Here is a 23,488-nt window from a genome sequence, read left to right as displayed (position 1 = left end):
GCGGATGAAGAAGCTCTTCTCGAAACGGTTCTGCCTCGCCGCGCTGGGAATCGGCGCCGCCCTCCTCGTCACGGCCTGCGGTGCGGTGCGCAAGACCACGGCGCCGATGACGACCTCGCTCGAAAAGAGCAGTTGCGCGCGCGGGAAGGTCGACACGCTGCTGGTCATGCTGCCGGGCGCCTATTCGACGCCAGACGAGTTCGAGCGCGAGGGCTTCGTCCGCGCGGTCGCCGAAAACCGCATCGCGGCGGACGTGATGCTGGTCGACGCCCATCTCGGCTACTTCAACGACAAGACCATCCTCGACCGCCTGGACGCCGACGTGGTGGCGCCGGCGCGCAGCCAGGGCTACCGCCACATCTGGTTCGTCGGCATTTCCCTCGGCGGCTTCGGCGGCATGCTCTATGCGCAGACGCACCCCGGCGATCTCGCAGGGCTGGTGACGCTGGCCCCCTACCTCGGCGAGCGCGCGCTCGGCACGGACATCGCCAACGCCGGCGGGCTCGCCAAATGGAAGGGGCCGCTGACCGACCCGGCCGCCGAGCCTCCCCGGACACCCAACGAAACGCAGCTCTGGCAATGGCTGCGCGGCTATGCGGGCTTCACGGACACGGCGGGCGCACGGCCGCCGCTGTATCTGGGCTATGGCGTGGACGACCGTTTTGCCTTCAGCAACCGGCTGCTGGCGGGCGTGCTGCCGCCCGAACGCGTCTTCACGACCGAAGGCGGCCACGACTGGCCCGAATGGAACCGGCTCTGGCGCCGGATGCTGCCGACATTGCCGCTGCCAGGCTGCCCCGGCTGAATCAGTTCGGCCGCAGGCGCAGCAGCTTGCCGTCGGCCTCGTCGGTCAGCACGTAGAGGAGTCCGTCCGGCCCCTGCTTCACGTCGCGGATGCGGGCGCGGCCTTCGGCAAGCAGCTTGTGCTCGGCCGCCACCTTGCCGCCCTTGAGTTCGATGCGATCCAGGTAGCCGAACTTCAGCGAACCCACGAACAGGTTGCCCTTCCAGGCGGCGCCGTAGCGGTCACTGGTCAGGAAGGCCATGCCCGATGGCGCGATCGACGGCACCCAGTAGTGCAGCGGCTGCTCCATGCCCTCCTTGACCGTGATGCCGTCGCCGATCTTTCCGCCGCCGTAGTTCTCGCCGTAGGTGATCACGGGCCAGCCGTAGTTGCGGCCGGCCTGCGGAATATTGATTTCGTCGCCGCCTTGCGGGCCGTGCTCCGTCATCCAGAGGCGGCCGTCGGGCGCGAGCGTGGCGCCCTGCCCGTTGCGGTGGCCGTAGCTCCAGATCTCGGGCAGCGCGCCTGCCTTGGCGACGAAGGGGTTGTCCTTGGGCACCGAGCCATCCTTGCCGATGCGCACGATCTTGCCCAGGTGGTTGTCGAGCTTCTGCGCGTCTTCCTTGCGGCTGAAGCGGTCGCCGAGCGTGAGAAAGAGCGTTCCGTCGCGCGCCTCGACGATGCGGCAGCCGAAGTGGGCGCGGCTCGCCACCTTGGGCTGCTGGCTAAAGATGATCTTCAGCTCCTCCAGCCTCGTGCCGTCGGCCGACAGGTTGGCGCGCGCCAGCGCCGTACTGTTGGCAGAGCCGCCGGCATCCGGTTCGGAGAAGCAGAAATACAGCGTGCGGTTCCTTTCGAAGCCGGAGTCGGCGAGCACGTCGAGCAGGCCGCCCTGCCCGCCCGCCGCGATGGGCGGCAGGCCTGCGATGGGTGCACCGATCTTGCCGTCGGCACCGACCAGCCGCATGCGGCCCGGCCGCTCGGTCACCACGAAACGGCCGCCCGAAAGGAAGGTGACGCCCCATGGGTTTTCGAGCCCTGTCGCCACGGTTTCGGGTCGCGGCTGCGCGGCGGCGAGTCCGCAGAACCCGATTACTGTGACAAATGCCCAACGACAATGGGATGAGGGAAGAGGCAAGCGCGGCAAGTTCATGGCTTTTCCGTGAAGTTGAGGCGATCTTGACGAGAAATAGCGACCGAATCCAGCGTGAGCACCGATCCACCCGAGGTTCCAAGGCCTTTCGGCCGTCAACCGTTTATGGACCATAAACGTTCGCCGTTACATTTTTTCTTTGACCGGATCGGAATTTTCTATGTAAATCAACGACTTACAGAGGGATCCGCTAATTCTGTTTAAATTGACATAACCGCGCGTCATCAATATCCTACGCGCCATGCGTTTTTTCGTCCTACCCGCATCCCTCCTCTTTGCCGTTGCAGTCCATGCAGCCCCCCAACAGGAAAAAACCGATGACGAGTTGGCACGAATGCTTGCCGACAAAGGCCTGATCGGACAACTCAAGCAGGTTCGTCAAACCGTCACGGAACGCACCTCCGATCTGGTCGTCACCGCCATCGGATTTCTCGGCGTCCCCTACCGCCGTGGCGGCAACACCGCCGAATCGGGTTTCGACTGCAGCGGCTTCGTCCGCGCCATGTACAACGAGACGGTCGGCCACATGCTCCCCCGCCGCGCCGAAGAGCAAGCCGCAGCCACCGAGAAGATCGACCGCAGCCAGCTCAAGCCCGGCGACCTCGTGTTCTTCAACACCATGCGCCGCGCCTTCAGCCATGTCGGCATCTACGTCGGTGAAGGCAAGTTCATCCACTCCCCCCGCTCGGGCGCCCAGGTTCGTGTCGAAGACATGAATGGCAGCTACTGGCAGCGCCGCTTCGACGGCGCGCGCCGCGTAATGGGCGGATCGGCGGACGAAGTGAAGGCTGCGGCCGTCGCGAACACCGGCAACTGAGCCTCGCTTCCTGATCAAGGACGAAAAAAATCCCGCCTAGGCGGGATTTTTTATGGGCGCCCGATCGACGGGCGCTCTTTTCGGCTTCTCAGCCCTTCTTCTGCGGCGGCAGGTCCGTGCAGGTGCCGTGCGCCACTTCCGCCGCCATGCCGATGCTCTCGCCCAGCGTCGGGTGCGGGTGGATCGTCTTGCCGATGTCGATTTCGTCCGCGCCCATCTCGATGGCCAGCGCAATCTCGCCCAGCATGTCGCCGGCATGCGTGCCGACGATGCCGCCACCCAGGATGCGGTGTGTCTCGGCGTCGAACAGCAGCTTGGTGAAGCCTTCGTCGCGGCCGTTGGCGATGGCGCGGCCCGAAGCCGTCCACGGGAAATGGCCCTTCTTGATCTTGATGCCTTCGGCCTTCGCCTGGTCTTCCGTCAGGCCGACCCACGCCACTTCGGGGTCTGTGTAGGCCACGCTCGGAATCACGCGAGCGTTGAAGGCGGCGCTCGAAAGCTCCTTGTCGCCCTTCAGCTCGCCGGCGATGACTTCGGCCGCGACGTGCGCTTCATGCACCGCCTTGTGCGCCAGCATGGGCTGGCCCACGATATCGCCGATGGCGAAGATGTGCGGCACGTTGGTGCGCATCTGGATGTCGACCGGGATGAAGCCGCGGTCGCTCACCGTCACGCCGGCCTTCTCGGCGCCGATCTTCTTGCCGTTGGGGCTGCGACCCACGGCCTGAAGCACAAGGTCGTACACCTGCGGCTCCTTCGGGGCGTTCTCGCCCTCGAAGGTGACCTTGATGCCTTCCTTCGTGGCCTCGGCGCCGACCGTCTTGGTCTTGAGCATGATGTTGTCGAAGCGCGGCGCGTTCATCTTCTGCCAGACCTTCACCAGGTCGCGATCCGCGCCCTGCATCAGGCCGTCGAGCATTTCGACCACGTCCAGGCGCGCGCCCAGCGTGGAATACACCGTGCCCATTTCGAGGCCGATGATGCCGCCGCCCAGGATCAGCATGCGCTTGGGGTCGGTGCCCATCTCCAGCGCACCGGTCGAGTCGACCACGCGCGGGTCCTTCGGCATGAAGGGCAGGCTCACGGCCTGCGAGCCGGCCGCGATGATCGCGCTGCGGAACTTGACGGTCTGCTTGTTGCCGGTGGTGTCCCAGCTGGTGCCGGAGGTTTCCTCGACCTCGATGTGGTGCGGGTCGATGAAGTTGCCGACGCCGCGCAGCACCGTCACCTTGCGCATCTTGGCCATGGCCGTGAGGCCGCTGGTGAGCTTGCCCACCACCTTGTTCTTGTGGCCGAGCAGCTTGGCGCGGTCGACCGTGGGCGCGCCGAAGCTCACGCCGAGGTCGGCGAAGTGCTTGACCTCGTCCATGACCGAAGCCACGTGCAGCAGCGCCTTCGACGGGATGCAGCCGACGTTCAGGCACACGCCGCCGAGGGTGGCGTAGCGTTCGATCAGCACGACCTTCAGGCCGAGGTCGGCGGCACGGAAGGCGGCCGAGTAGCCGCCGGGGCCGGCGCCAAGCACGATCACGTCGCACTCGACGTCGACCTTGCCGCCGTAGCTGGACACAGCCACGGCCGGCGCGGCAGGGGCCGGTGCGGGTGCTGCAGCCTTCGCCGCGGGAGCGACAGCCACCGGGGCAGGCGCAGCCGCGGCGGCCGCGGGTGCCGCGGCACCGTCGACTTCCAGCGTCAGCACCACCGAACCTTCGCTGACCTTGTCGCCCACCTTCACCGCGAGCGACTTCACCACGCCGGCGGCGGACGACGGAATCTCCATCGAGGCCTTGTCCGATTCGACCGTGATCAGCGACTGCTCGGCCTTGACCGTGTCTCCGACGTTGACCAGCACCTCGATGACCGCGACTTCGTCGAAGTCGCCGATGTCGGGCACCTTGATTTGTTGTTCGCTCATTTGGACACTTTCAGTTTGAGTGTGAGAACGTCGACCGGTGGGGCCGAATTGCGATCGAATTCGCAGGCGGCGGCGATCCCCGCCTCCGCCACTTCGCGCGAAGTGCGCGACTTGATGTCATAGGCCGCGTGCATGGCGCCGAGCGCAAAGCTGCGTCCCGAGCCGATGGCCCAGAACTCCTTGAACTCGAACACCTCGCGGTAGCTGTAGATGCCGTAGATGCCGCTGTGGTTGGCCATCAGCATCGTGAACTGGCTCGACTCGTAGGGCTCGTGGTCGTCTTCCTTGGTCTGCATGAAGAACGAGTCCTTGAGCACCGGATGCAGCATCGTGAAGGTGCGGAATATCTCGTGCTTGCTGCCGAACAGCAACTGCTCGCGCGGCTGCGCGGCCAGCGCGTGCTGCAGCACCAGGAAGTGCGCGGCGGCGCCGGCCAGCGCGAACAGGCTGGTGCCCGCCGCGTCCTCGACGGTGAAGATCTTCTGGTTCGTCTCGGCGCGGTGCGAGAGCCGCGTGTCGCCGAAGGTCACCAGAGAATCCGCTGCCATCGTGACCTGGCCGCCCTTGCGGACGGCCACTACCGTGGTCATAGGAGGATTCGACGGTAGTCCGCGAGCACCTGGCCCAGGTAGGCGTTGAAACGCGCAGCCAGGGCGCCGTCGATCACGCGGTGGTCGTACGACAGCGACAGCGGCAGCGTCAGGCGCGGCACGAACTGCTTGCCGTCCCACACCGGCTTCATCGCGCTCTTCGACAGGCCGAGGATGGCCACCTCGGGCGCGTTGATGATCGGCGTGAAGTGCGTGCCGCCGATGCCGCCGAGCGAGCTGATCGAGAAGCAGCCGCCCTGCATGTCGGCCGAGCCGAGCTTGCCGTCGCGCGCCTTCTTGGCGAGCTCGCCCATCTCGGCGCTGATCTGCAGGATGCCCTTCTTGTCGGCGTCCTTCAGCACGGGCACCACCAGGCCGTTGGGCGTGTCGGCCGCGAAGCCGATGTGGTAGTACTGCTTGTAGACGAGCTGGTCGCCGTCCAGGCTGGTGTTGAACTCGGGGAATTTCTTCAGGGCCGCGACCACCGCCTTGATGACGAAGGCCAGCATCGTCACCTTCACGCCCGACTTCTCGTTCTCCTTGTTGGTGGAGACGCGGAAGGCTTCGAGCTCGGTGATGTCGGCCTCGTCATTGTTGGTGACGTGCGGGATCATCACCCAGTTGCGGTGCAGGTTCGCGCCGCTGAGCTTCTTGATGCGCGACAGCTCCTTGCGCTCGACCGTGCCGAACTTGGTGAAGTCGACCTTGGGCCACGGGATGAGGCCCAGCGCCGCGCCGTCGGCACCACCGCCACCGGCCGGAGCCTTGGCCGCCGAGGCCTTGGTGCTGGCCTGGCCGCTCATCACCGCCTTGGTGAAACTCTGGATGTCTTCCTGCGTGATGCGGCCCTTGGGACCGGAGCCCTTGACCTCTTCGAGCGGCACGCCGAGTTCGCGGGCGAACTTGCGCACCGAGGGCGAGGCGTGCGGCAGCTTGCCGGTGGGCGCGACCGTCGGGTTGTGGGCCGGTGCTGCCGTCGCGGGAGCGGCTGCAGGCGCGGGTGCCGCGGCCGGCGCAGGAGCGCTGGCCGTGGCGGTGGCCGGAGCAGCGGCGGCTGCAGCCGGCGCGGGGGCCGGGGCAGCGGAGCCAGCCGCGCCTTCGAGCACGGCGATCAGGTCGCCGATGTTGACGGTGTCGCCGACCTTGACCTTGAGTTCCTTGAGCACGCCGGCGGCCGACGACGGAATCTCCATCGAGGCCTTGTCCGACTCGACCGTGATCAGCGACTGCTCGGCCTTGATCGTGTCGCCCGGCTTCACCAGCACTTCGATGACGGCGACGTCCTTGAAGTCGCCGATGTCGGGCACCTTGACATCGACCGGGCCCGAAGCCGCCGGCGCGGCCGCAGGGGCCGGTGCGGGCGCAGGCGCGGCGGCCGCGGGAGCCGCTGCAGGCGCAGGGGCCGGAGCCGCCGCAGCACCCGCTCCCTCGGCCTCGAGCACGAGGACCACCGAGCCCTCTTTCACCTTGCTGCCGACTTCGACCTTCAGTTCCTTGACCACACCGGCGGCCGACGACGGGATCTCCATCGACGCCTTGTCCGATTCGACCGTGATGAGCGACTGCTCGGCCTTCACCGTGTCGCCCACCTTCACGAGCACCTCGATCACCGCGACTTCATCGAAATCGCCGATGTCCGGCACCTTCACTTCCACTGCTGCCATATCGTTGTCTCCCGCCGTCAGGCGCCGTTCGTTCGTTGATTGGTTGTTGATTGGGGATCAGGCGTAGAGCGGGTTGACCTTGTCGACATTGATGCCGTACTTCTTGATCGCTTCCACCACCTTGGCCACCGGCACGGTGCCATCTTCGCTCAGCGCCTTGAGCGCCGCCACCACGATGTAGTGGCGGTTGACCTCGAAGTGCTCGCGCAGCTTGTTGCGGAAGTCGCTGCGGCCGAAGCCGTCGGTGCCCAGCACCTTGTAGTTGCGGCCCTTCGGCACGAAGGGACGGATCTGCTCGGCATAGGCCTTCATGTAGTCGGTCGATGCCACCACCGGGCCGGTCGTGGCGCCCAGCTGCTCGGCCACGAAGGGAACGCGCGGGGTCTGGTCGGGGTGCAGCAGGTTCCAGCGGTCGGCGTCCTGGCCGTCGCGGGTCAGCTCATTGAAGCTCGGGCAGCTCCACACCGAAGCCGACACGCCCCAGTCCTTCTCGAGCAGCTCCTGCGCGGCAAAGCTCTCGCGCAGGATCGTGCCGCTGCCCAGCAGTTGCACCGTGGGTGCCTTGGCCTTCAGCGCGGGGCCCTGCTTCGACAGGTACATGCCCTTGATGATCTGCTCTTCGGTGCCGGGCTGGAGGCCGGGCATCGCGTAGTTCTCGTTGAGCAGCGTCAGGTAGTAGTAGACGTTGTCCTGCTTCTCGACCATGCGCTTGAGGCCATGGTGCAGGATCACGCCGACTTCATGCGCGAAGGTCGGGTCGTAGCTCACGCAGTTCGGGATGGTGTTGGCCAGGATGTGGCTGTGGCCGTCTTCGTGCTGCAGGCCTTCGCCGTTCAGCGTGGTGCGCCCCGAGGTGCCGCCCAGCAGGAAGCCGCGCGCCTGCATGTCGCCGGCAGCCCATGCCAGGTCGCCGATGCGCTGGAAGCCGAACATCGAGTAGTACACGTAGAACGGCACCATGATGCGGTTGTTCGTGCTGTACGAGGTCGCGGCAGCGATCCAGCTCGACATGCCGCCGGCTTCGTTGATGCCTTCCTGCAGGATCTGGCCGGCCTTGTCTTCCTTGTAGTACATGACTTGGTCCTTGTCGACCGGGGTGTACTGCTGACCGTGCGGGTTGTAGATGCCGACCTGGCGGAACAGGCCTTCCATGCCGAAGGTGCGGGCCTCATCCACCAGGATGGGCACGACGCGCGGGCCGAGCGCCTTGTCGCGCAGCAGCTGCGTGAGGAAGCGCACGTAGGCCTGGGTGGTCGAGATCTCGCGGCCTTCGGCCGTGGGTTCGAGCACCGCCTTGAAGGTGTCGAGCGCGGGCACGGTGAAGCTCTCGTCGCTCTTCACGCGGCGGTGCGGCAGGTAGCCGCCCAGGGCCTTGCGGCGCTCATGCAGGTACTTCATTTCCGGCGTGTCGTCGGCCGGCTTGTAGAACGGCAGCTCGGCGATCTGGCTGTCGGGAATCGGGATGTTGAAGCGGTCGCGGAAGGCCTTGATGTCCTCGTCGCCGAGCTTCTTGGTCTGGTGGACCGTGTTCTTGCCCTCGCCGATCTTGCCCATGCCGAAGCCCTTGACGGTCTTCACGAGCAGCACGGTGGGCTGGCCCTTGTGGTTCTGCGCGGCGTGGAAGGCGGCGTACACCTTCTGCGAGTCGTGGCCGCCGCGCTGCAGGTTCCAGATCTCGTCGTCGGTCATGTGCTCGACCATCTTCAGCGTGCGCGGATCGCGGCCGAAGAAGTTCTTGCGGACGTAGGCGCCGTCGTTGGCCTTGAACGACTGGTAGTCGCCGTCGTTGCACTCCATCATGATCTTGCGCAGCGCGCCGTCGTGGTCCTTCTCGAGCAGGGCGTCCCAGCCCTTGCCCCAGACCAGCTTGACGACGTTCCAGTTGGCGCCGCGGAACTCGCCTTCGAGCTCCTGGATGATCTTGCCGTTGCCGCGCACCGGGCCGTCCAGGCGCTGCAGGTTGCAGTTGATGACGAAGATCAGGTTGTCGAGGTTCTCGCGCGCAGCCAGGCCGATGGCGCCCAGCGATTCGACCTCGTCCATTTCACCGTCGCCGCAGAAGACCCAGACCTTGCGGTTCTCGGTGTTGGCGATGCCGCGTGCGTGCAGGTACTTGAGGAAGCGCGCCTGGTAGATGGCCATCAGCGGGCCCAGGCCCATCGACACGGTGGGGAACTGCCAGAACTCCGGCATCAGCTTGGGGTGGGGGTAGCTGGAGAGGCCCTTGCCGTCGACTTCCTGGCGGAAGTTGAGCAGCTGCTCTTCGGAAAGGCGGCCTTCGAGATAGGCGCGGGCATAGATGCCTGGAGAAACGTGGCCCTGGATGTAGAGCAGGTCGCCGCCATGGTTCTCGCTCTCGGCGTGCCAGAAGTGGTTGAAGCCGGCTCCGAACATGCTGGCCAGCGAAGCGAAGGAGCCGATGTGGCCGCCCAGGTCGCCGCCTTCTGCCGGATGGTGGCGGTTGGCCTTGACCACCATGGCCATCGCGTTCCAGCGCATGTAGGCGCGCAGGCGCTGTTCGATCTCGAGGTTGCCGGGGCTTCGGGCTTCCTGCGAGGGTTCGATGGTGTTGACGTAGCCGGTGTTGGCCGAGAACGGCATGTCGACCGTGTTCTGGCGGGCATGTTCGAGCAGCTGCTCGAGAAGGAAGTGAGCCCGCTCAGGCCCCTCGCTCTGGATGACGGAAGACAGTGCATCCATCCATTCACGGGTCTCCTGGGCGTCCGCGTCGTTAGCGGCCGAGCCGAACAGGTTCTCGGGATTTGCCGACATGCTTGTGTCTCCTTTTAGGGCTGTGGCAGTAATTTAAGTGCGCTGTGCAGCGAACGCGGCGGAGTTTCTCATAGAAACATCGCAATTTCAAATAGTGCTCATTGATTTTCCAATGTGAAATTCAAAAGAAATCAGAGCAGGAACGGATGTCCGCACGGGACATGGCAAGCCGAGGGGGCAAGCCTAGAATCCGCCCCATGCCTCTCTCCTCCCCGCTGGCGGTTGCCCGCAGTGCCGTGAACGCCTCGCCGCTGTCCTGGTGGCGCAGGTGGTGGCGACGCCAGACACCGGTCCTGCAGGACGCGGTCGCGATGCTCGCGCCGATGGCGGCCGTGCTGCTGTTCCTCGCCGCCATCGTTTCCGCCTTCTGGTACCTGCGCACCGAGGAGGTCGAGCGCGAGCAGGAATCTGTGCGCCGCGACGTCGAATACGCGCAGCAGCGCATGCGCCTGCGGCTGCTGGAGCGGCAGGAGCAGCTGATGCGCATCGCGCGCGACGCCTCCAACCGCGAGATCGACCCGATCGAATTCACCAGCCGCGCCGAGTCGCTGGTGAGCCAGTTCCCAGAGCTGCAGACCATCACCTGGATCGACGACCGCCGCCGCTTCAAGGCCGGCTACGCGGCGCCCAGCGTGCACCCGGCGCAGCAGCACCTGATCGGCGACGTGCTGCGCCCTGGCGACATCGAGAGCAACTATGCGCTGGCCCGCGAACTGCGCCAGCCCGTCTTCTCGCAGCCCGTGGCCGGCGGAGACCCGCCGGCGATGCTCCAGCTCCATATTCCCCTTTTCGACCAGGGCCTGTTCGCCGGCGTGGTGCTGGGCGAGTTCTCGGTCGACGGCCTGCTGCGCTACGGCATGCCCTCCGAGGTGCAGGCGCGCTACGCGGTGTCGCTGCTCGACGCCAAGGGGCATGTGATCGCCGGCAACACCGCCAACCTCAAGGAAAGCGGCACGCGCCTGCTGCCCTGGTCGGAGCGGACCAACGAATATGAAGTGCCAGTGTCGCCCGTCGGCAATGCGCTGGTGCTGCGGGCTCAGGCCTACCGCACTTCGCAGGGCGTGGTCGGCAACGGGCTCTTCTGGCTGGTCTGCGCGCTGAGCGTGCTCACCAGCTGGATGCTGATCGGCACCTGGCGCCACACGCGCCGCCGCCTGCAGGCGCAGCAGCGGCTGGTGGCCGAGACCAACTTCCGCCGGGCGATGGAGAACTCCATGCTCACCGGCATGCGCGTGCTCGACCTGCAGGGCCGCATCACCTACGTCAACGCCGCCTTCTGCGCCATGACCGGCTGGAGCGAGGAAGAACTGGTCGGCCAGTCGCCGCCCTTCCCCTACTGGCTCGAATCCGATCGCGAGGTGATGAACGAACGGCTCGAAGAAGAACTGCATGGCCGCGCCCTGCCCGGTGGCTTCCAGGTGCGGGTGAAGCGCAAGAACGGCAGCGTGTTCAACGCCCGCCTCTATGTGTCGCCGCTGATCGACGCGCGCGGCCACCAGACCGGCTGGATGACGTCGATGACCGACATCACCGAGCCCACGCGCATCCGCGAGCAGCTCTCGGCCTCCTACGAGCGCTTCACCACCGTGCTGGAAGCGCTCGACGCGGCCGTGTCGGTGGCCCCCATCGGCAGCGAGGAGCTGCTGTTCGCCAACAAGCTGTACCGGCTCTGGTTCGGCTCCGACACCGTGGGCCACCTCGGCATGGTCGCGCAGGCCGGCGTGCCCGCGTCGAACGCGCACGACGAGGGCCTGGACGACGTCGACCCGTACGCCGGCCTGCCGATCGACACCCTCACCGCCGCACAGACCGCCAACAACGAGATCTTCGTGCCCCACCTCGGCAAGTGGCTCGAAGTGCGCTCGCGCTACCTGACCTGGGTGGACGGCCGCCTCGCGCAGTTGGTGATCGCCACCGACATCACGCCGCGCCGCGACGCCGAGGAGCAGGCCGCCGCGCAGGCCGACAAGGCCCAGGCCGCCAGCCGCCTCATCACCATGGGCGAGATGGCCTCCAGCGTGGCGCACGAGCTCAACCAGCCGCTGACCGCCATCACCAACTACTGCAACGGGATGATGTCGCGCATCAAGGGCCAGTCGATCGACAACGACGCCCTGCTCGCCGCGCTCGAGAAGACGTCGAAGCAGGCCCAGCGCGCGGGCCAGATCATCCAGCGCATCCGCTCCTTCGTGAAGCGCAGCGAGCCCAACCGCACGCCGGCCGACGTGGCCACCATGGTGAGCGAGGCTGTCGAGCTCGCCGGCATCGAGCTGCGCCGGCGCAACGTGCGCCTTAACCACTACGTGGCGGCGCGGCTGCCGGTGGTGCGGGTCGACCCGATCCTCATCGAGCAGGTGATGGTCAACCTGCTCAAGAATGCCGCCGAATCCATCGACCTCGCCGACCGCCCGCTGGCGCGTCGCAGCGTGGAATTGCGGGTGCTGCCCAAGGTGATCGAGGGGCACAACGCCATCGAGTTCTCGGTGCAGGACACCGGCAAGGGCTTGGCCCCGGAAGTGATGGACCGGCTCTACGAAGCCTTCTTCTCCACCAAGCCCGAGGGCATGGGCATCGGGCTCAATTTGTGCCGCACCATCGTAGAGTCGCACCGCGGCCGGATGCAGGCGGAGAACATCTACAATGGCCCGGATGTGATCGGATGCCGTTTTTCCTTCTGGATTCCGGTGTTGGACGCTATCAGTTCCGTAGCTAGCGACGAGGCAAAGGTACCTGCATGAGTTTGATTCCGAAGAAGGGCACGGTCTATGTCGTCGACGACGACGAAGCCGTACGCGATTCGCTGCAATGGCTGCTCGAAGGCAAGGACTACAGAGTCCGCTGTTTCGATTCCGCCGAATCCTTTCTCTCCCGATACGACCCGCGCGAAGTCGCCTGTCTGATCGTCGACATCCGCATGGCGGGCATGACCGGCCTTGAATTGCAAGACCGGCTCATCGAGCGACGCTCCCCGCTGCCGATCGTGGTCATCACCGGCCACGGCGACGTGCCGATGGCCGTCGACAGCATGAAGAAGGGCGCGATGGACTTCATTCAGAAGCCCTTCAACGACGAGGAACTCGTCACGCTGGTCGAGCGCATGCTCGAACATGCGCGCGGCGCCTTCACGCAGCACCAGCAGTCGGCCAGCCGCGACGCGCTGCTGTCCAAGCTTACGGGCCGCGAGGCGCAGGTGCTCGAACGCATCGTCGCCGGCCGCCTGAACAAGCAGATCGCCGACGACCTGGGCATCAGCATCAAGACGGTCGAGGCGCACCGCGCCAACATCATGGAAAAGCTCAACGCCAACACCGTGGCCGATCTGCTCAAGATCGCGCTGGGGCAGGCGGCGCCAGCAGCCAAGGCCTAGAAACAGCTATCCGCCCGATAGCGACGAATGAACCCCACGCCTGCGAAAGCGGGCGTTTTTACTTGGAAAATCGAAACCGATGACCGCCCAACTGATCGACGGCAACGCCCTCGCCAAAACCATCCGCGCCGAGGTGTCCGGCCGCACCGCGGCGCTCAAGGCCCGTGGCGTGAACCCTGCCCTTTCCATCATCCTCGTGGGCGAGGACCCGGCCAGCCAGGTCTATACCAAGCACAAGGTCAACGACAGCGCGCAGACCGGCCTCGACGCCACGCTGGAGACCTACCCCGCCGACATGAGCGAGGCCGACTTGCTGGCCCGCATCCGCACGCTCAACGACGACCCGAAGGTGCACGGCATCCTGGTGCAGTTGCCGCTGCCCAGGCACATGGACAGCCAGAAGGTCATCGAGACGATTTCTCCGGCCAAGGACGTCGACGGCTTCCACGTCGCCAGCGCCGGCGCGCTGATGACCGGCGCTCCCGGTTTCTGGCCCTGCACGCCGCACGGCTGCATGAAGATGCTCGAATCGATCGGCTACGACCTGCGCGGCAAGCATGCGGTGGTCATCGGCCGCAGCAACATCGTCGGCAAGCCGATGGCCATGATGCTGCTCGCCAAGAGCGCCACCGTGACCATCTGCCACAGCGCCACCAAGGACCTGGGCGCCATCACGCGCCAGGCCGACGTGATCGTCGCCGCGGTGGGCAAGCTCGACCTGCTGACTGCCGACATGGTGAAGCCCGGCGCGGTCGTCATCGACGTGGGCATGAACCGCCGGCCCGACGGCAAGCTCGCCGGCGATGTCGACTTCGACGGCGTGAAGGAAGTGGCCGGCTGGATCACGCCCGTGCCCGGCGGCGTCGGCCCGATGACGCGCGCCATGCTGCTGGTCAACACCCTTGAAGCGGCCGAGCGCGCCGCAACATGAGAACCACCCCGTTGCTTGCTCACTTCGTGTAGCCGCCTCCCCTCGAGGGGCGCCACCGGCGGCCCGGCAGAGCCGGTTCCGCGGTGGCACCCGAAAAATGGTCTCGCCACGTTCGAACAGGATCCCCCATATGACCAACCCGCTTCTCGATTTCACCGATCTCCCGCTGTTCGACCGAGTCAAGCCCGAGCACGTCGCTCCTGCCGTCGATGCACTGCTGGCCGATGCCGAGGCCGCGCTGCAGACCGTCACCGCGCCCGACTTTCCCGCTGACTGGAACGCGATCTCCAAGGTGCTCGACGTGGCTTCCGAGCGCTTCAGCCGCGCCTGGGGCGCCGTCGGCCATCTCAACGCCGTGGCCGACACGCCCGAGCTGCGCGCCGCCTACAACGAGGCCATGCCGCGCGTTACCGCCTTCTGGACCCGCCTGGGCTCCGACGAGCGCCTGTACGCCAAGTACAAGGCCATCGACGCCACGACGCTCAATGCCGAGCAGCGCCAGGCCCACAGCAATGCGGTGCGCAACTTCGTGCTGGGCGGTGCCGAGCTGCAGGGCGAGGCCAAGAAGCGCTTCGCCGACATCCAGGAACGCCTGGCCGAGCTGAGCCAGAAGTTCAGCGAGAACGCACTCGACGCGACCGACGCCTTCGCCTACTACGCCGCTCTCGGTGAGCTCGAAGGCGTGCCCGAGGATGTGGTGAGCGCCGCGCGCGCGGCCGCCGAGGCCGACGGCAAGGAAGGCTACAAGCTCACGCTGAAGATGCCGTGCTACCTGCCGGTGATGCAGTTCGCAAAGAGCAGCGCGCTGCGCGAGAAGCTCTACCGCGCCTACGTCACGCGCGCCAGCGAGTTCGGCGACCCGGCTTTCGACAACACGTCCCTCATCACCGAGATCCTCGCGCTGCGCGAGGAAGAAGCCGGGCTGCTGGGCTACAAGAACTACGGCGAGCTGTCGGTGGTGCCGAAGATGGCCGAGTCGCCCGAGCAGGTCGTGAAGTTCCTGCGCGACCTCGCTGCCAAGGCCAAGCCCTACGGCGAGCGCGACCTTGCCGACCTGCGCGTCTTCGCGGCCGAGCAGCTGAGCATCACCGATCCGCAGCCCTGGGACTGGAGCTACATCGGCGAGAAGCTCAAGGAGGCGCGCTATGCCTTCAGCGAGCAGGAGGTGAAGCAGTACTTCCCGGCGCCGAAGGTCATGGCCGGCCTGTTCAAGATCGTCGAGACGCTGTTCGAGGTGTCGATCCGCCGCGACTCGGCGCCCACCTGGCACCCGAGCGTGGAGTTCTATCGCATCGAGCGCGCCGGCCAGAAGGTCGGCCAGTTCTACCTCGACCCCTCCGCCCGTGCAGCCAAGCGCGGCGGTGCTTGGATGGACGACGTGCGCGCCCGCTGGCTGCGCCCCGACAACGGCGTGCTGCAGACGCCCGTCGCTCAGCTGGTGTGCAACTTCGCCAGCGGCGTCGATGGCAAGCCGCCGCTGCTCACGCATGACGACGTGACCACCCTCTTCCACGAGTTCGGCCACGGCCTGCACCACATGCTCACGCAGGTGAACGAGCGCGACGTCTCGGGCATCAGCGGCGTCGAGTGGGATGCGGTCGAACTGCCGAGCCAGTTCATGGAGAACTTCTGCTGGGAGTGGGACGTGCTCAAGCACATGACGGCCCACGTCGACACCGGCGAGCCGCTGCCGCGCGCCCTCTTCGACAAGATGACGGCGGCCAAGAACTTCCAGAGCGGCCTGCAGACGCTGCGCCAGATCGAGTTCTCGCTGTTCGACATGCTGCTTCACACCGAGTACCACGTCGCCACCGCCAAGCCCGGCGAAGTGATGGCCCTGCTGGGCCGCGTGCGTGCCGAAGTCGCGGTGATGCCGTCGCCGCCCTTCAGCCGTACACCAAACACGTTCAGCCACATCTTCGCGGGCGGCTATGCGGCCGGCTACTACAGCTACAAGTGGGCCGAGGTGCTGAGCGCCGATGCCTACGCGGCCTTCGAGGAAACCGTGGGCGCCGACGGCGAGCCGAACATCGAGACCGGCCGCAAGTACCGCCAGGCCATCCTGGAGGCTGGCGGCAGCCGCAGCGCGATGGACTCGTTCAAGGCGTTCCGAGGCCGCGAGCCCCAGCTTGATGCGCTGCTGCGACACCAGGGCATGGCGCAGGCCCAGCCCGCTTGATGCGGCGCTGAAGCTTGCGATACTCGGGCGATGCATACGATTTACAAAATCTCACCATTGCATCGCCTGACCGGCCTTGCCCTCGTGCTCGTTGCCGCGGGCGCGATGGCGCAACCCATCTACCGCCAGGTGGACAAGAACGGCAAGGTCACCTTCTCCGACCGCGCCCCGAGCGCGAGCACCGAGCCGGCGTCGGCCGGCCAGCAAGGCGCGACGGCCCCTTCCGGCGCCAACGCCGCCGGCCTGCCCTATGAACTGCGCCAGGTGGCGCAGCGCTATCCCGTCACCCTCTACAGCGGGGACGAATGCGGCCCCTGCGGCGCGGCGCGCACCCTGCTCACGACGCGCGGCATTCCTTTCGAGGAACGAACCGTCAAGAGCAACGCGGACATCGAAGCCCTGCAGCGCCTGAGCAACCAGAATGCGTTGCCGCTGCTGACGATCGGTTCGCAGCAGCTCAAGGGCTTCTCGGACGTGGAATGGTCGCAGTACCTCGACGCGGCCGGCTATCCCAAGAGCAACAGCCTGCCCGCGGGCTACCGCAACGGCCCGGTCCGGCCGCTGGTGGCTCAGCAGGCGACGCCGGCGCCCCGGGGGGCCGAAGCGCCCGCCCCGGCCGCGCAACCCGCACCACCGCCTCCGGCCTCGAGCGAGCCGACGCCGAGCAACCCGGCCGGCATCAAGTTCTAGGCCCCCACGGCCTGGGCTTCAACCTCAGGCCGCGAACTCCATCGTCTTCACGCCGGCCGCAGTGCCCAGCAGGCACACGTCGGCCTTCTGGTGCGCGAAGACGCCGACCGTCACCACGCCCGGCCATTGGCTCACGGTCGACTCGAATGCCAGCGGATCGGTGATGCGCAGCCCCGTCACGTCGACGATGTGCTGGCCGTTGTCGGTCACCAGCGGCAGGCCGTCCTTCTCGCGCACCTGGGCGATGCCGCCCATGGCCGCGAACTGGCGCATCACGCGTTGCGCGGCCATCGGGATCACCTCCACCGGCAGCGGGAACGCGCCCAGCACCTGCACCAGCTTCGACTCATCTGCAATGCAGACGAACTTGCGCGATTGCGCCGCGACGATCTTCTCGCGCGTGAGCGCGGCGCCGCCGCCCTTGACCATGAAACCGCGGTGATCGATCTCGTCGGCGCCGTCGATGTAGACCGACAGTTCCTCCACCTCGTTGCTGTCGAACACCGGAATGCCCAGCGCGCGCAGGCGTTCGGTCGAGGCGACCGAGCTGGAGACCGCGCCCTTGATCTCGTCCTTGATCGTGGCCAGCGCGTCGATGAACTTGTTCACCGTCGAGCCGGTGCCCACGCCGACGATTTCGCCCTTGACCACGTAGGCCAGCGCGGCACGGCCGACCTGGGCCTTGAGTTCGTCCTGGGAAAGCAGTTTGGAGGGGGTTGGGGAGGCGGGTGCGGTCATCACGGACAATCCTTGGCTCATTGAAGCCCCGAATTATCCGATGCCCCTGCTGATGCCCTCCTCGCTCTACGGCCTGGCCCGCCCCTTCCTGTTCGGCTTCGACCCCGAACACGCCCATGAAATCACGCTGGACGGGCTGGCGCGCACCCAGAACACGCCCCTGGCCTGCGCCTATTCGGCACCGCGCGTCGACGATCCCGTCGAGCTCGCCGGCCTGACCTTTCCCAACCGCGTGGGCCTGGCGGCCGGGCTGGACAAGAACGCCCGCTGCATCGACGCCTTCTCCGCCATGGGCTTCGGCTTCGTCGAGGTCGGTACGGTGACGCCGAAGGCCCAGCCGGGCAACCCCAAGCCGCGCATGTTCCGGCTGCCCCAGCGCGACGCGCTGATCAACCGGCTGGGCTTCAACAACGAGGGGCTGGACGCCTTCCTGGCCAACGTGCAGAAGGCACGCTTCCGCAAGAACGCCAGCAGTGCCAAGTCGCCGATGCTGCTGGGCCTCAACATCGGCAAGAACGCCGCCACGCCCATCGAGCGCGCGGTGGACGACTACCTGGCCTGCCTCGACGGCGTGTACCCGCATGCCGACTACGTGACGATCAACATCTCCAGCCCCAACACCGCCAACCTGCGCTCGCTGCAGAGCGACGAAGCCCTCGACGCCCTGCTCGGCGCAGTGGCCGATCGGCGCGAAACCCTGACCACGCGCCATGGCGGCAAGCGCTCGCCGCTCTTCGTGAAGATCGCGCCCGACCTCGACGAAGCACAGGTCTCGGTGATCGCCGCCACGCTCAAGCGCCACGGCATGGACGGCGTGATCGCGACCAACACCACGCTGGCGCGCGATGCGGTAAAGGGCTTGCCTCATGCGGAGGAAGCGGGAGGCCTGTCGGGCGCACCGGTGCGCGAGGCCAGCAACCGCGTGGTCGCGCAGTTGCGTGCGGCGCTGGGCAAGGACTTTCCGATCATCGGCGTGGGGGGCATCCTCAGCGGCGCCGATGCCAAGGCGAAGATCGCCGCAGGCGCGGACGTGGTGCAGATCTACACCGGCCTGATCTATCGCGGCCCGGCGCTGGTCCGCGAAGCGACCCAGGCGCTGCTGCGCGATCGCGGCAGCAAGGCCTGAGCGCCTTTTCTCCTCAGTCTCTCAGCGCATGCGCCAGAGCACTGGCGCAATGACCGCAGCCCAGCGCAGCAGACGCTTCGGCCGGATCACCACCACGGCAGCCGCCGCGACGACGCCGGTGGCCACCGGGTGCGCACGCGCGATGCGCAGCGCGGCAGCGGCGGCGGACTCGTTGGGCGGAGGGGCATCCGCCTCGGGCGCGGGCTGAGTCTCGCGCCCGCCCTGCATCGTCGCGATGCGCTGGCGCTGGATCTCCATGCGAGCAAGCAGTTCTTCGCGCGTGGCCGGACGGCGAACGCGGCGCGGTGCTTCCTCGTCCTCCCCTGGGTCCTTGCCGAGGCCGAAACGCTCCTGGGCCCAGGCCCAGTCACGCTCGAACTCCCGGCGAGCAGGCACGAAACTGTTGGACGCATTGCGCAGGGTCAGCAGCAGCCCGATGACGGCCGCCAGCCAGAGCGCGATCCATACGCCAGCCACCGACCATGCGGCGGTGACGCGGTGAGGCGTGTCCCAGAAGTTCACCACCACCGCCACGGACAGCAGAGCCACCGTGACCGTGGTCAGCCCCAGCACGGCCAAGCCGAGGACGAGCATCAGCTTTAGCCGCTGCTTCTCGTCTTCCCAGGCCATGCGCAGCAGTTGCACCCGGTCCTCGGCCGCCAGGGCGCCCTCGGCCGCGGCGATGCGCAGCCGACGGATGCGGGCGTTCAGTCCGAACAGGGAGAGCAGCCTCATCGGCTGGCCCCTGTCATGCCCGGGTGAACGGGAACGCCGCTGCTGCCGTGCACTACCGGGTCAGCGGCGGCCAAGCAGCAGGCCCACCAGCACGCCGACGGCCAATGCGGCGCCGGCGATCTGCCATGGTTCGTCGTGGGCGTAGGCGTTGGCGGAGCTGGCCGCTTCGCGGGCCTTCTTGGCGGCGAGCTTGCTCTTCTCCGCCGCGAGTTCGCGTGCGATGGCCAGCTTGGTGTCGATGCGCTGGCGCAGCGCCTTGATGTGGGGAACCGAATCCAGGTCCTTGCTCGCCAGCACGCCGCGCACGTCGCTTGCAATGTCTTCGGCTGCCGCTTCAAGATTTTGGGATGCACTCATTGGAAACTTTCCTCCGTGATGACACCGGCACCGCGCCGGCGGCTTCGCGCCAGCAAGTGGCGTGCTGTCATGTTACAGGCTCGAAAGGCCCTCAGGCGCTACAGATGTGCAGACTTTGTCGCACGATGGGTATCGGCTGACGCCTGCCCCTCCGCAGTCATGCTTCGGCCAGCAGCCGGGCGACGTACAGCCCGATGGCCAGGCTGCTCGTGAGGCCGGGCGACTCGATGCCGAACAGGTTCACCAGCCCCGGCACACCGTGCGATGCGGGCCCGTCGATCATGAAGTCGGCGGCCGGCTCGCCGGGCCCCGAAATCTTGGGCCGCATGCCCGCATAGCCCGGAATCAGCGCGCCATCCGGCAGCGCGGGCCAGTACTTGCGGACTTCGGAGTAGAAACCCTCGCCGCGCGAGGGATCCACCACCAGTTCGCCGGGCGATGAAACCCATTGCACGTCCGGCCCGAACTTGGCTTGGCCGCCCAGGTCGATCGTGAGATGCACGCCCAGCCCGCCCGGCTCGGGCACGGGGTAGACGAGCCGGCCGAACGGCGCACGCCCCGACAGGGTGAAGTAGTTGCCCTTGGCGAAGTACTCCTTCGGCACCGACGACGGCGGCAGGCCCTTGAAGCGCCGGGCCAATGCCGGGGCCCCGAGGCCCGCCGCATTGACCACGCTGCGGCAGCGCAGCACGGTGCCGTCTTCGGCCGCCAGCACGATGGCGCCATCACCGCACTCCGCGCGCGTGATCGGCGACTTCAGCGCCAGCATCCCGCCCGCGTTCTCCAGATCGCCCAGCAAGCTCAGCATGAGGGCATGACTGTCGACGATGCCGGTGCTGGGCGAATGCAGCGCAGCCACGCAGTGCAGCTGCGGCTCCATCGCAATGGCCTGCTGTGCCGTGAGCAGGACAAGGTCATCGACGCCGTTCGCCGCCGCCTTCTGCTGGATGGCTTCGAGCTGGCCGGCCTGCTCGGGCGAGGTGGCGACGATCAGCTTGCCGCAGCGCTGGTGTGGCACGCCGCGCTCGGCCGCGTAGGCGTAAAGCAACTGCTTGCCCTCGACGCACAGCTTCGCCTTGAGCGAGCCCTGCGGGTAGTAGATGCCGGCATGAATGACTTCGCTGTTGCGCGAACTCGTTCCTGTGCCGATGGCTCCTTCGGATTCGAGCACCAGCACCTCCCGGCCCGCGAGCGCCAAGGCGCGTGCCACTGCCAAGCCCACCACACCACCGCCGATGACGGCGCAATCAATTTCGTCCATCGCGCGAGCTTAGCGCGGCTTGCGCGGGAGCTTCGCTATCTCAGTGCGCGGACGGGGGCGGCTCGGGATCGGTGGGCTCGTCGGGCGGCGTCTCGGGTCCTTCGTCGGGCTCGACGGGCAGGTCGGGCGCGACGGGCGGTGGAATGTCGGGATGAGTGGCCATGGCTGCGCTCCTTTCCAAATGGTTCTAGGTCATCGGTGCGAGAAATTCGACAGCTGCGGGCTGCATCTGCCGTCGGCGCGGGCCGACAACGGGCAACACGAGCTTCGTGACACGGTAATGACGACTGTTGCAGGATCGTCGCCCGGAGGTCGCGTTACTACTTCCTGCGACTTGGGCATCGACGGTGGATGTGTTGTACTGGCCCGTGCTGCCGGAGCACGGCAGGCAACCGTCATCGCGTCACTTTCTTCAGGGAGAGAAATGTCCACCATCGATGCAAACGGGATGCTGATCGACCCCAAGGTGATCCTGCGACGATCACCGGGAATCGAACACGGCACCCTTCCCAGCGTGCTCGCCATCGTCGTCCACCAGACCGACTCGGGCACCGCCGAATCCAGTCTCAACGGCTACCAGGTGGGCGGCAACGGCGCCCACTTCCTCATCGACAAGAACGGCCAGATCTACCAGACGGCAAGCGTTCTCGCGCGCTGCTATCACGTCGGCAAGCTGATCAAGTCGAAGTGCCTGACCATCAACAAGAGCAGTTGCGACACGGGTGCAATGGCAAAGATGCTGGCGATGTCGTGGGTCAACCAGATCAACGCCATCGACGCGCACGAGCGCGCGAAGCCGTATCCGGACCGCTATCCGGTGAACAGCGACTCGATCGGCATCGAGCTGGTCGGCATGCACATCGACGACAAGAACTACGAGGCCGTGACCGCTGCGCAGAACAGCTCGCTGCAGTGGCTCATCGAGGTGCTGTATGCGCAGTTCAATCTCAAGCCGGAAGATGTCTACCGGCATCCGACGGTGTCGTACAAGAACCCTAGCGAAGCGAGTTCGGCGATATGGAAGTGAGACTCCGCGCGGTGGGTCTCGCAATCGGGGCCGTGCTGCTTTCCTCTTGCGCGACGACTCGCGACACCGCTTTCAGCAACATCTACGTTGCGGACTTCCACTCCGACTCGCCGGCCACCTGCCGCAGCTCCGACGTGCCACGCAGCCATGGACAGGCGCGCGAGTTCTTCTCGAAGGCACGCGAGGTCGACTACAAGACGCTGCACGACAACTACGAAGTGGCGCCCTGCTACGCCGAAGGCACGCTTGTGAGACAGGGCAAATCGTGCGACTGGCAGATCCGCGCCGGTGCGACGGGTTCGGTGCAGTGCGCAGAGCAGAAGCTGTACTTCGCGTGCGACAACTGCGGCGACCTCTTCGGCGCCACGAAGTAGTCAACGGATAGAGAAGCAGAGAGAGGCGAACCGAAGCCCCTCTCGGCGCACAAAACAAAAAAGCGACCCGGAAATCCAGGTCGCTTTTTGATTGGTGGGCGGTGGAGGCTTCGAACCTCCGACCCCAGCAGTGTGAATGCTGTGCTCTACCCCTGAGCTAACCGCCCTCGGCACCGCTGCTTTTTGCTTCAGTGCCTAGAAAACGTATCGCGTTCTGCGAAGCCTCAGATTATGCCATAGCTTTTCAGCTGCTTTCAAGAAACTGCAATGTTTTCGCGAAACAGCGTTCGGCCACCGCTGGATTTGTCGAGTTGGGCCAGCACGGCCTCGTGCGCGGTCAGCTCGTGCTCGGCCGCCATGATCACCGGCAGTTCGAACTGGCTCAGGTCGACGGCAACGACGGTCGTCCCCTGCACTGGCTCCGCGGCCGCCACGTCGATGAGCAGCGCGTCCTGCCCGCGCGTGAGGTTGATGTAGACATCGGCCAGCAACTGCGCGTCGAGCTTGGCGCCGTGGAAGGTGCGGTTGGAGCGGTCGACGCCGAAGCGGTCGCACAGCGCGTCGAGCGAATTGCGCTTGCCCGGGTACACCTGCTTGGCCATCGCCAGCGTGTCGGTCACTTCGCTGACGAAAGTGCGCAGCGGCGGCAGGCCCACGCGCTCGAACTCCTTGTTGAGGAAGCCGACGTCGAACGCCGCGTTGTGGATGATGATCTCGGCGTCGCGCAGGTACTCGACGATGTCGTTGGCCAGCGTGCCGAACTTCGGCTTGTCGCGCAGGAAGTCGGTCGTCAGGCCGTGGACCTTGAGCGCGTCCTCGTGGCTCTCGCGCTCGGGGTTGAAGTAGATGTGCAGGTCGTTGCCGGTGAGCTTGCGGTTGAACAGCTCCACGCAGCCGAGTTCGATGATGCGGTCGCCGTTCTCGGCGGAAAGACCGGTGGTTTCGGTGTCCAAGACGATCTGGCGGGTCATTGGAGTACCTCCGTGCTTCGCACTGCGGCGCGTGCGC

At 66.4% G+C, this 23,488-nt stretch carries 21 protein-coding genes and 1 tRNA gene; 10 read left to right on the top strand and 12 right to left on the bottom strand.

All coding sequences use genetic code 11. The annotated features are described in order from the left end of the window. The first annotated feature begins 4 nt into the window (after positions 1-4). Positions 5-805, top strand: coding sequence for an alpha/beta hydrolase (locus ABL838_RS12900; RefSeq protein ID WP_418125556.1), 801 nt, complete (start codon positions 5-7; stop codon positions 803-805). A gap of 1 nt (position 806) precedes the next feature. On the opposite strand, the gene ABL838_RS12895 is transcribed toward ABL838_RS12900, so the two are convergent. Continuing rightward, positions 807-1,937: a PQQ-dependent sugar dehydrogenase gene (locus tag ABL838_RS12895; RefSeq protein WP_418125555.1), complete on the bottom strand. Its 1,131-nt coding sequence runs from the start codon at positions 1,935-1,937 to the stop codon at positions 807-809. Positions 1,938-2,178: 241 nt separating this feature from the next. On the opposite strand from ABL838_RS12895, the gene ABL838_RS12890 reads away from it, so the two are divergent. After that, entirely contained in the window at positions 2,179-2,754 is a 576-nt protein-coding gene (locus ABL838_RS12890; RefSeq protein ID WP_126018778.1) for a C40 family peptidase, read from the top strand. 88 nt (positions 2,755-2,842) lie between these two features. On the opposite strand, the gene lpdA is transcribed toward ABL838_RS12890, so the two are convergent. Genes lpdA through aceE form a run of 4 tightly spaced genes read right to left on the bottom strand, consistent with a single transcriptional unit; the run spans position 2,843 to position 9,695 of the window. Then, a complete protein-coding gene (gene lpdA, locus ABL838_RS12885; RefSeq protein WP_418125554.1) occupies positions 2,843-4,669 on the bottom strand; it encodes a dihydrolipoyl dehydrogenase in 1,827 nt (608 codons plus the stop codon). Continuing rightward, entirely contained in the window at positions 4,666-5,259 is a 594-nt protein-coding gene (locus ABL838_RS12880) for an MFS transporter (RefSeq protein WP_369658477.1), read from the bottom strand. The genes lpdA and ABL838_RS12880 overlap by 4 nt, the downstream gene beginning before the upstream one ends. After that, on the bottom strand, positions 5,256-6,923 hold the full coding sequence (aceF, locus tag ABL838_RS12875) for a dihydrolipoyllysine-residue acetyltransferase (RefSeq protein WP_418125553.1): 1,668 nt from the start codon (positions 6,921-6,923) through the stop codon (positions 5,256-5,258). The genes ABL838_RS12880 and aceF overlap by 4 nt, the downstream gene beginning before the upstream one ends. 57 nt (positions 6,924-6,980) lie before the next feature. Continuing rightward, entirely contained in the window at positions 6,981-9,695 is a 2,715-nt protein-coding gene (gene aceE, locus ABL838_RS12870; protein ID WP_126018769.1) for a pyruvate dehydrogenase (acetyl-transferring), homodimeric type, read from the bottom strand. Positions 9,696-9,892: 197 nt separating this feature from the next. Between aceE and ABL838_RS12865 the strand changes: the two genes are divergently transcribed. The 5 genes from ABL838_RS12865 to ABL838_RS12845 all read left to right on the top strand — a co-directional run bounded on the left by ABL838_RS12865 (position 9,893) and on the right by ABL838_RS12845 (position 16,862). After that, positions 9,893-12,433 (top strand): PAS domain S-box protein, encoded by a 2,541-nt coding sequence (locus ABL838_RS12865; protein WP_126018766.1) that lies wholly within the window; start codon positions 9,893-9,895, stop codon positions 12,431-12,433. After that, the gene (locus ABL838_RS12860; RefSeq protein ID WP_012747279.1) at positions 12,430-13,062 is read left to right on the top strand and encodes a response regulator transcription factor; all 633 of its coding nucleotides are present in this window, start codon (positions 12,430-12,432) and stop codon (positions 13,060-13,062) included. The genes ABL838_RS12865 and ABL838_RS12860 overlap by 4 nt, the downstream gene beginning before the upstream one ends. 79 nt (positions 13,063-13,141) lie before the next feature. Continuing rightward, positions 13,142-13,993 (top strand): bifunctional methylenetetrahydrofolate dehydrogenase/methenyltetrahydrofolate cyclohydrolase FolD, encoded by an 852-nt coding sequence (folD, locus tag ABL838_RS12855; protein WP_126018763.1) that lies wholly within the window; start codon positions 13,142-13,144, stop codon positions 13,991-13,993. A gap of 130 nt (positions 13,994-14,123) precedes the next feature. Beyond that, complete coding sequence (locus tag ABL838_RS12850) at positions 14,124-16,172, top strand: M3 family metallopeptidase (protein ID WP_418125552.1); 2,049 nt, start codon at positions 14,124-14,126, stop codon at positions 16,170-16,172. Positions 16,173-16,202: 30 nt separating this feature from the next. Then, positions 16,203-16,862: a glutaredoxin family protein gene (locus tag ABL838_RS12845; protein WP_184638619.1), complete on the top strand. Its 660-nt coding sequence runs from the start codon at positions 16,203-16,205 to the stop codon at positions 16,860-16,862. A gap of 24 nt (positions 16,863-16,886) precedes the next feature. Here ABL838_RS12845 and rpiA read toward each other — a convergent pair whose 3' ends face one another. Then, the gene (gene rpiA / locus ABL838_RS12840; RefSeq protein ID WP_418125550.1) at positions 16,887-17,600 is read right to left on the bottom strand and encodes a ribose-5-phosphate isomerase RpiA; all 714 of its coding nucleotides are present in this window, start codon (positions 17,598-17,600) and stop codon (positions 16,887-16,889) included. Between the two features lie 40 nt (positions 17,601-17,640). Between rpiA and ABL838_RS12835 the strand changes: the two genes are divergently transcribed. Continuing rightward, positions 17,641-18,726, top strand: a complete 1,086-nt coding sequence (locus ABL838_RS12835) for a quinone-dependent dihydroorotate dehydrogenase (protein WP_418125549.1) — start codon at positions 17,641-17,643, stop codon at positions 18,724-18,726. Positions 18,727-18,747: 21 nt separating this feature from the next. On the opposite strand, the gene ABL838_RS12830 is transcribed toward ABL838_RS12835, so the two are convergent. The 4 genes from ABL838_RS12830 to ABL838_RS12815 all read right to left on the bottom strand — a co-directional run bounded on the left by ABL838_RS12830 (position 18,748) and on the right by ABL838_RS12815 (position 21,242). Then, positions 18,748-19,461, bottom strand: coding sequence for a phage holin family protein (locus ABL838_RS12830; RefSeq protein WP_184638625.1), 714 nt, complete (start codon positions 19,459-19,461; stop codon positions 18,748-18,750). A gap of 60 nt (positions 19,462-19,521) precedes the next feature. Further along, positions 19,522-19,818, bottom strand: coding sequence for a glycine zipper domain-containing protein (locus ABL838_RS12825; RefSeq protein WP_125949733.1), 297 nt, complete (start codon positions 19,816-19,818; stop codon positions 19,522-19,524). A 157-nt stretch (positions 19,819-19,975) separates the two neighbouring features. After that, positions 19,976-21,079 (bottom strand): NAD(P)/FAD-dependent oxidoreductase, encoded by a 1,104-nt coding sequence (locus ABL838_RS12820; RefSeq protein ID WP_418125548.1) that lies wholly within the window; start codon positions 21,077-21,079, stop codon positions 19,976-19,978. Between the two features lie 40 nt (positions 21,080-21,119). Further along, positions 21,120-21,242: a stereocilin gene (locus ABL838_RS12815; RefSeq protein WP_126018747.1), complete on the bottom strand. Its 123-nt coding sequence runs from the start codon at positions 21,240-21,242 to the stop codon at positions 21,120-21,122. A 261-nt stretch (positions 21,243-21,503) separates the two neighbouring features. Here ABL838_RS12815 and ABL838_RS12810 point away from each other — a divergent pair, with 261 nt between their 5' ends. Continuing rightward, complete coding sequence (locus tag ABL838_RS12810; RefSeq protein ID WP_418125547.1) at positions 21,504-22,106, top strand: N-acetylmuramoyl-L-alanine amidase; 603 nt, start codon at positions 21,504-21,506, stop codon at positions 22,104-22,106. Then, the gene (locus ABL838_RS12805) at positions 22,097-22,480 is read left to right on the top strand and encodes a hypothetical protein (protein ID WP_418125546.1); all 384 of its coding nucleotides are present in this window, start codon (positions 22,097-22,099) and stop codon (positions 22,478-22,480) included. Before ABL838_RS12810 ends, ABL838_RS12805 begins: the two co-directional genes overlap by 10 nt. A 92-nt stretch (positions 22,481-22,572) precedes the next feature. Here the strand turns inward: ABL838_RS12805 and ABL838_RS12800 are convergent. Both ABL838_RS12800 and dnaQ read right to left on the bottom strand, forming a co-directional pair. Further along, positions 22,573-22,647, bottom strand: a tRNA-Val gene (locus tag ABL838_RS12800). Between the two features lie 87 nt (positions 22,648-22,734). Beyond that, the gene (dnaQ, locus tag ABL838_RS12795; protein WP_418125545.1) at positions 22,735-23,451 is read right to left on the bottom strand and encodes a DNA polymerase III subunit epsilon; all 717 of its coding nucleotides are present in this window, start codon (positions 23,449-23,451) and stop codon (positions 22,735-22,737) included. Positions 23,452-23,488: the final 37 nt, after the last annotated feature.

It is taken from the genome of Variovorax sp. 160MFSha2.1, assembly GCF_048305075.1.
GTDB lineage: Bacteria > Pseudomonadota > Gammaproteobacteria > Burkholderiales > Burkholderiaceae_C > Variovorax > Variovorax guangxiensis.
Note: the sequence above shows the minus strand (reverse complement) of the source record. Positions and strands in the feature narration are given on the sequence as shown.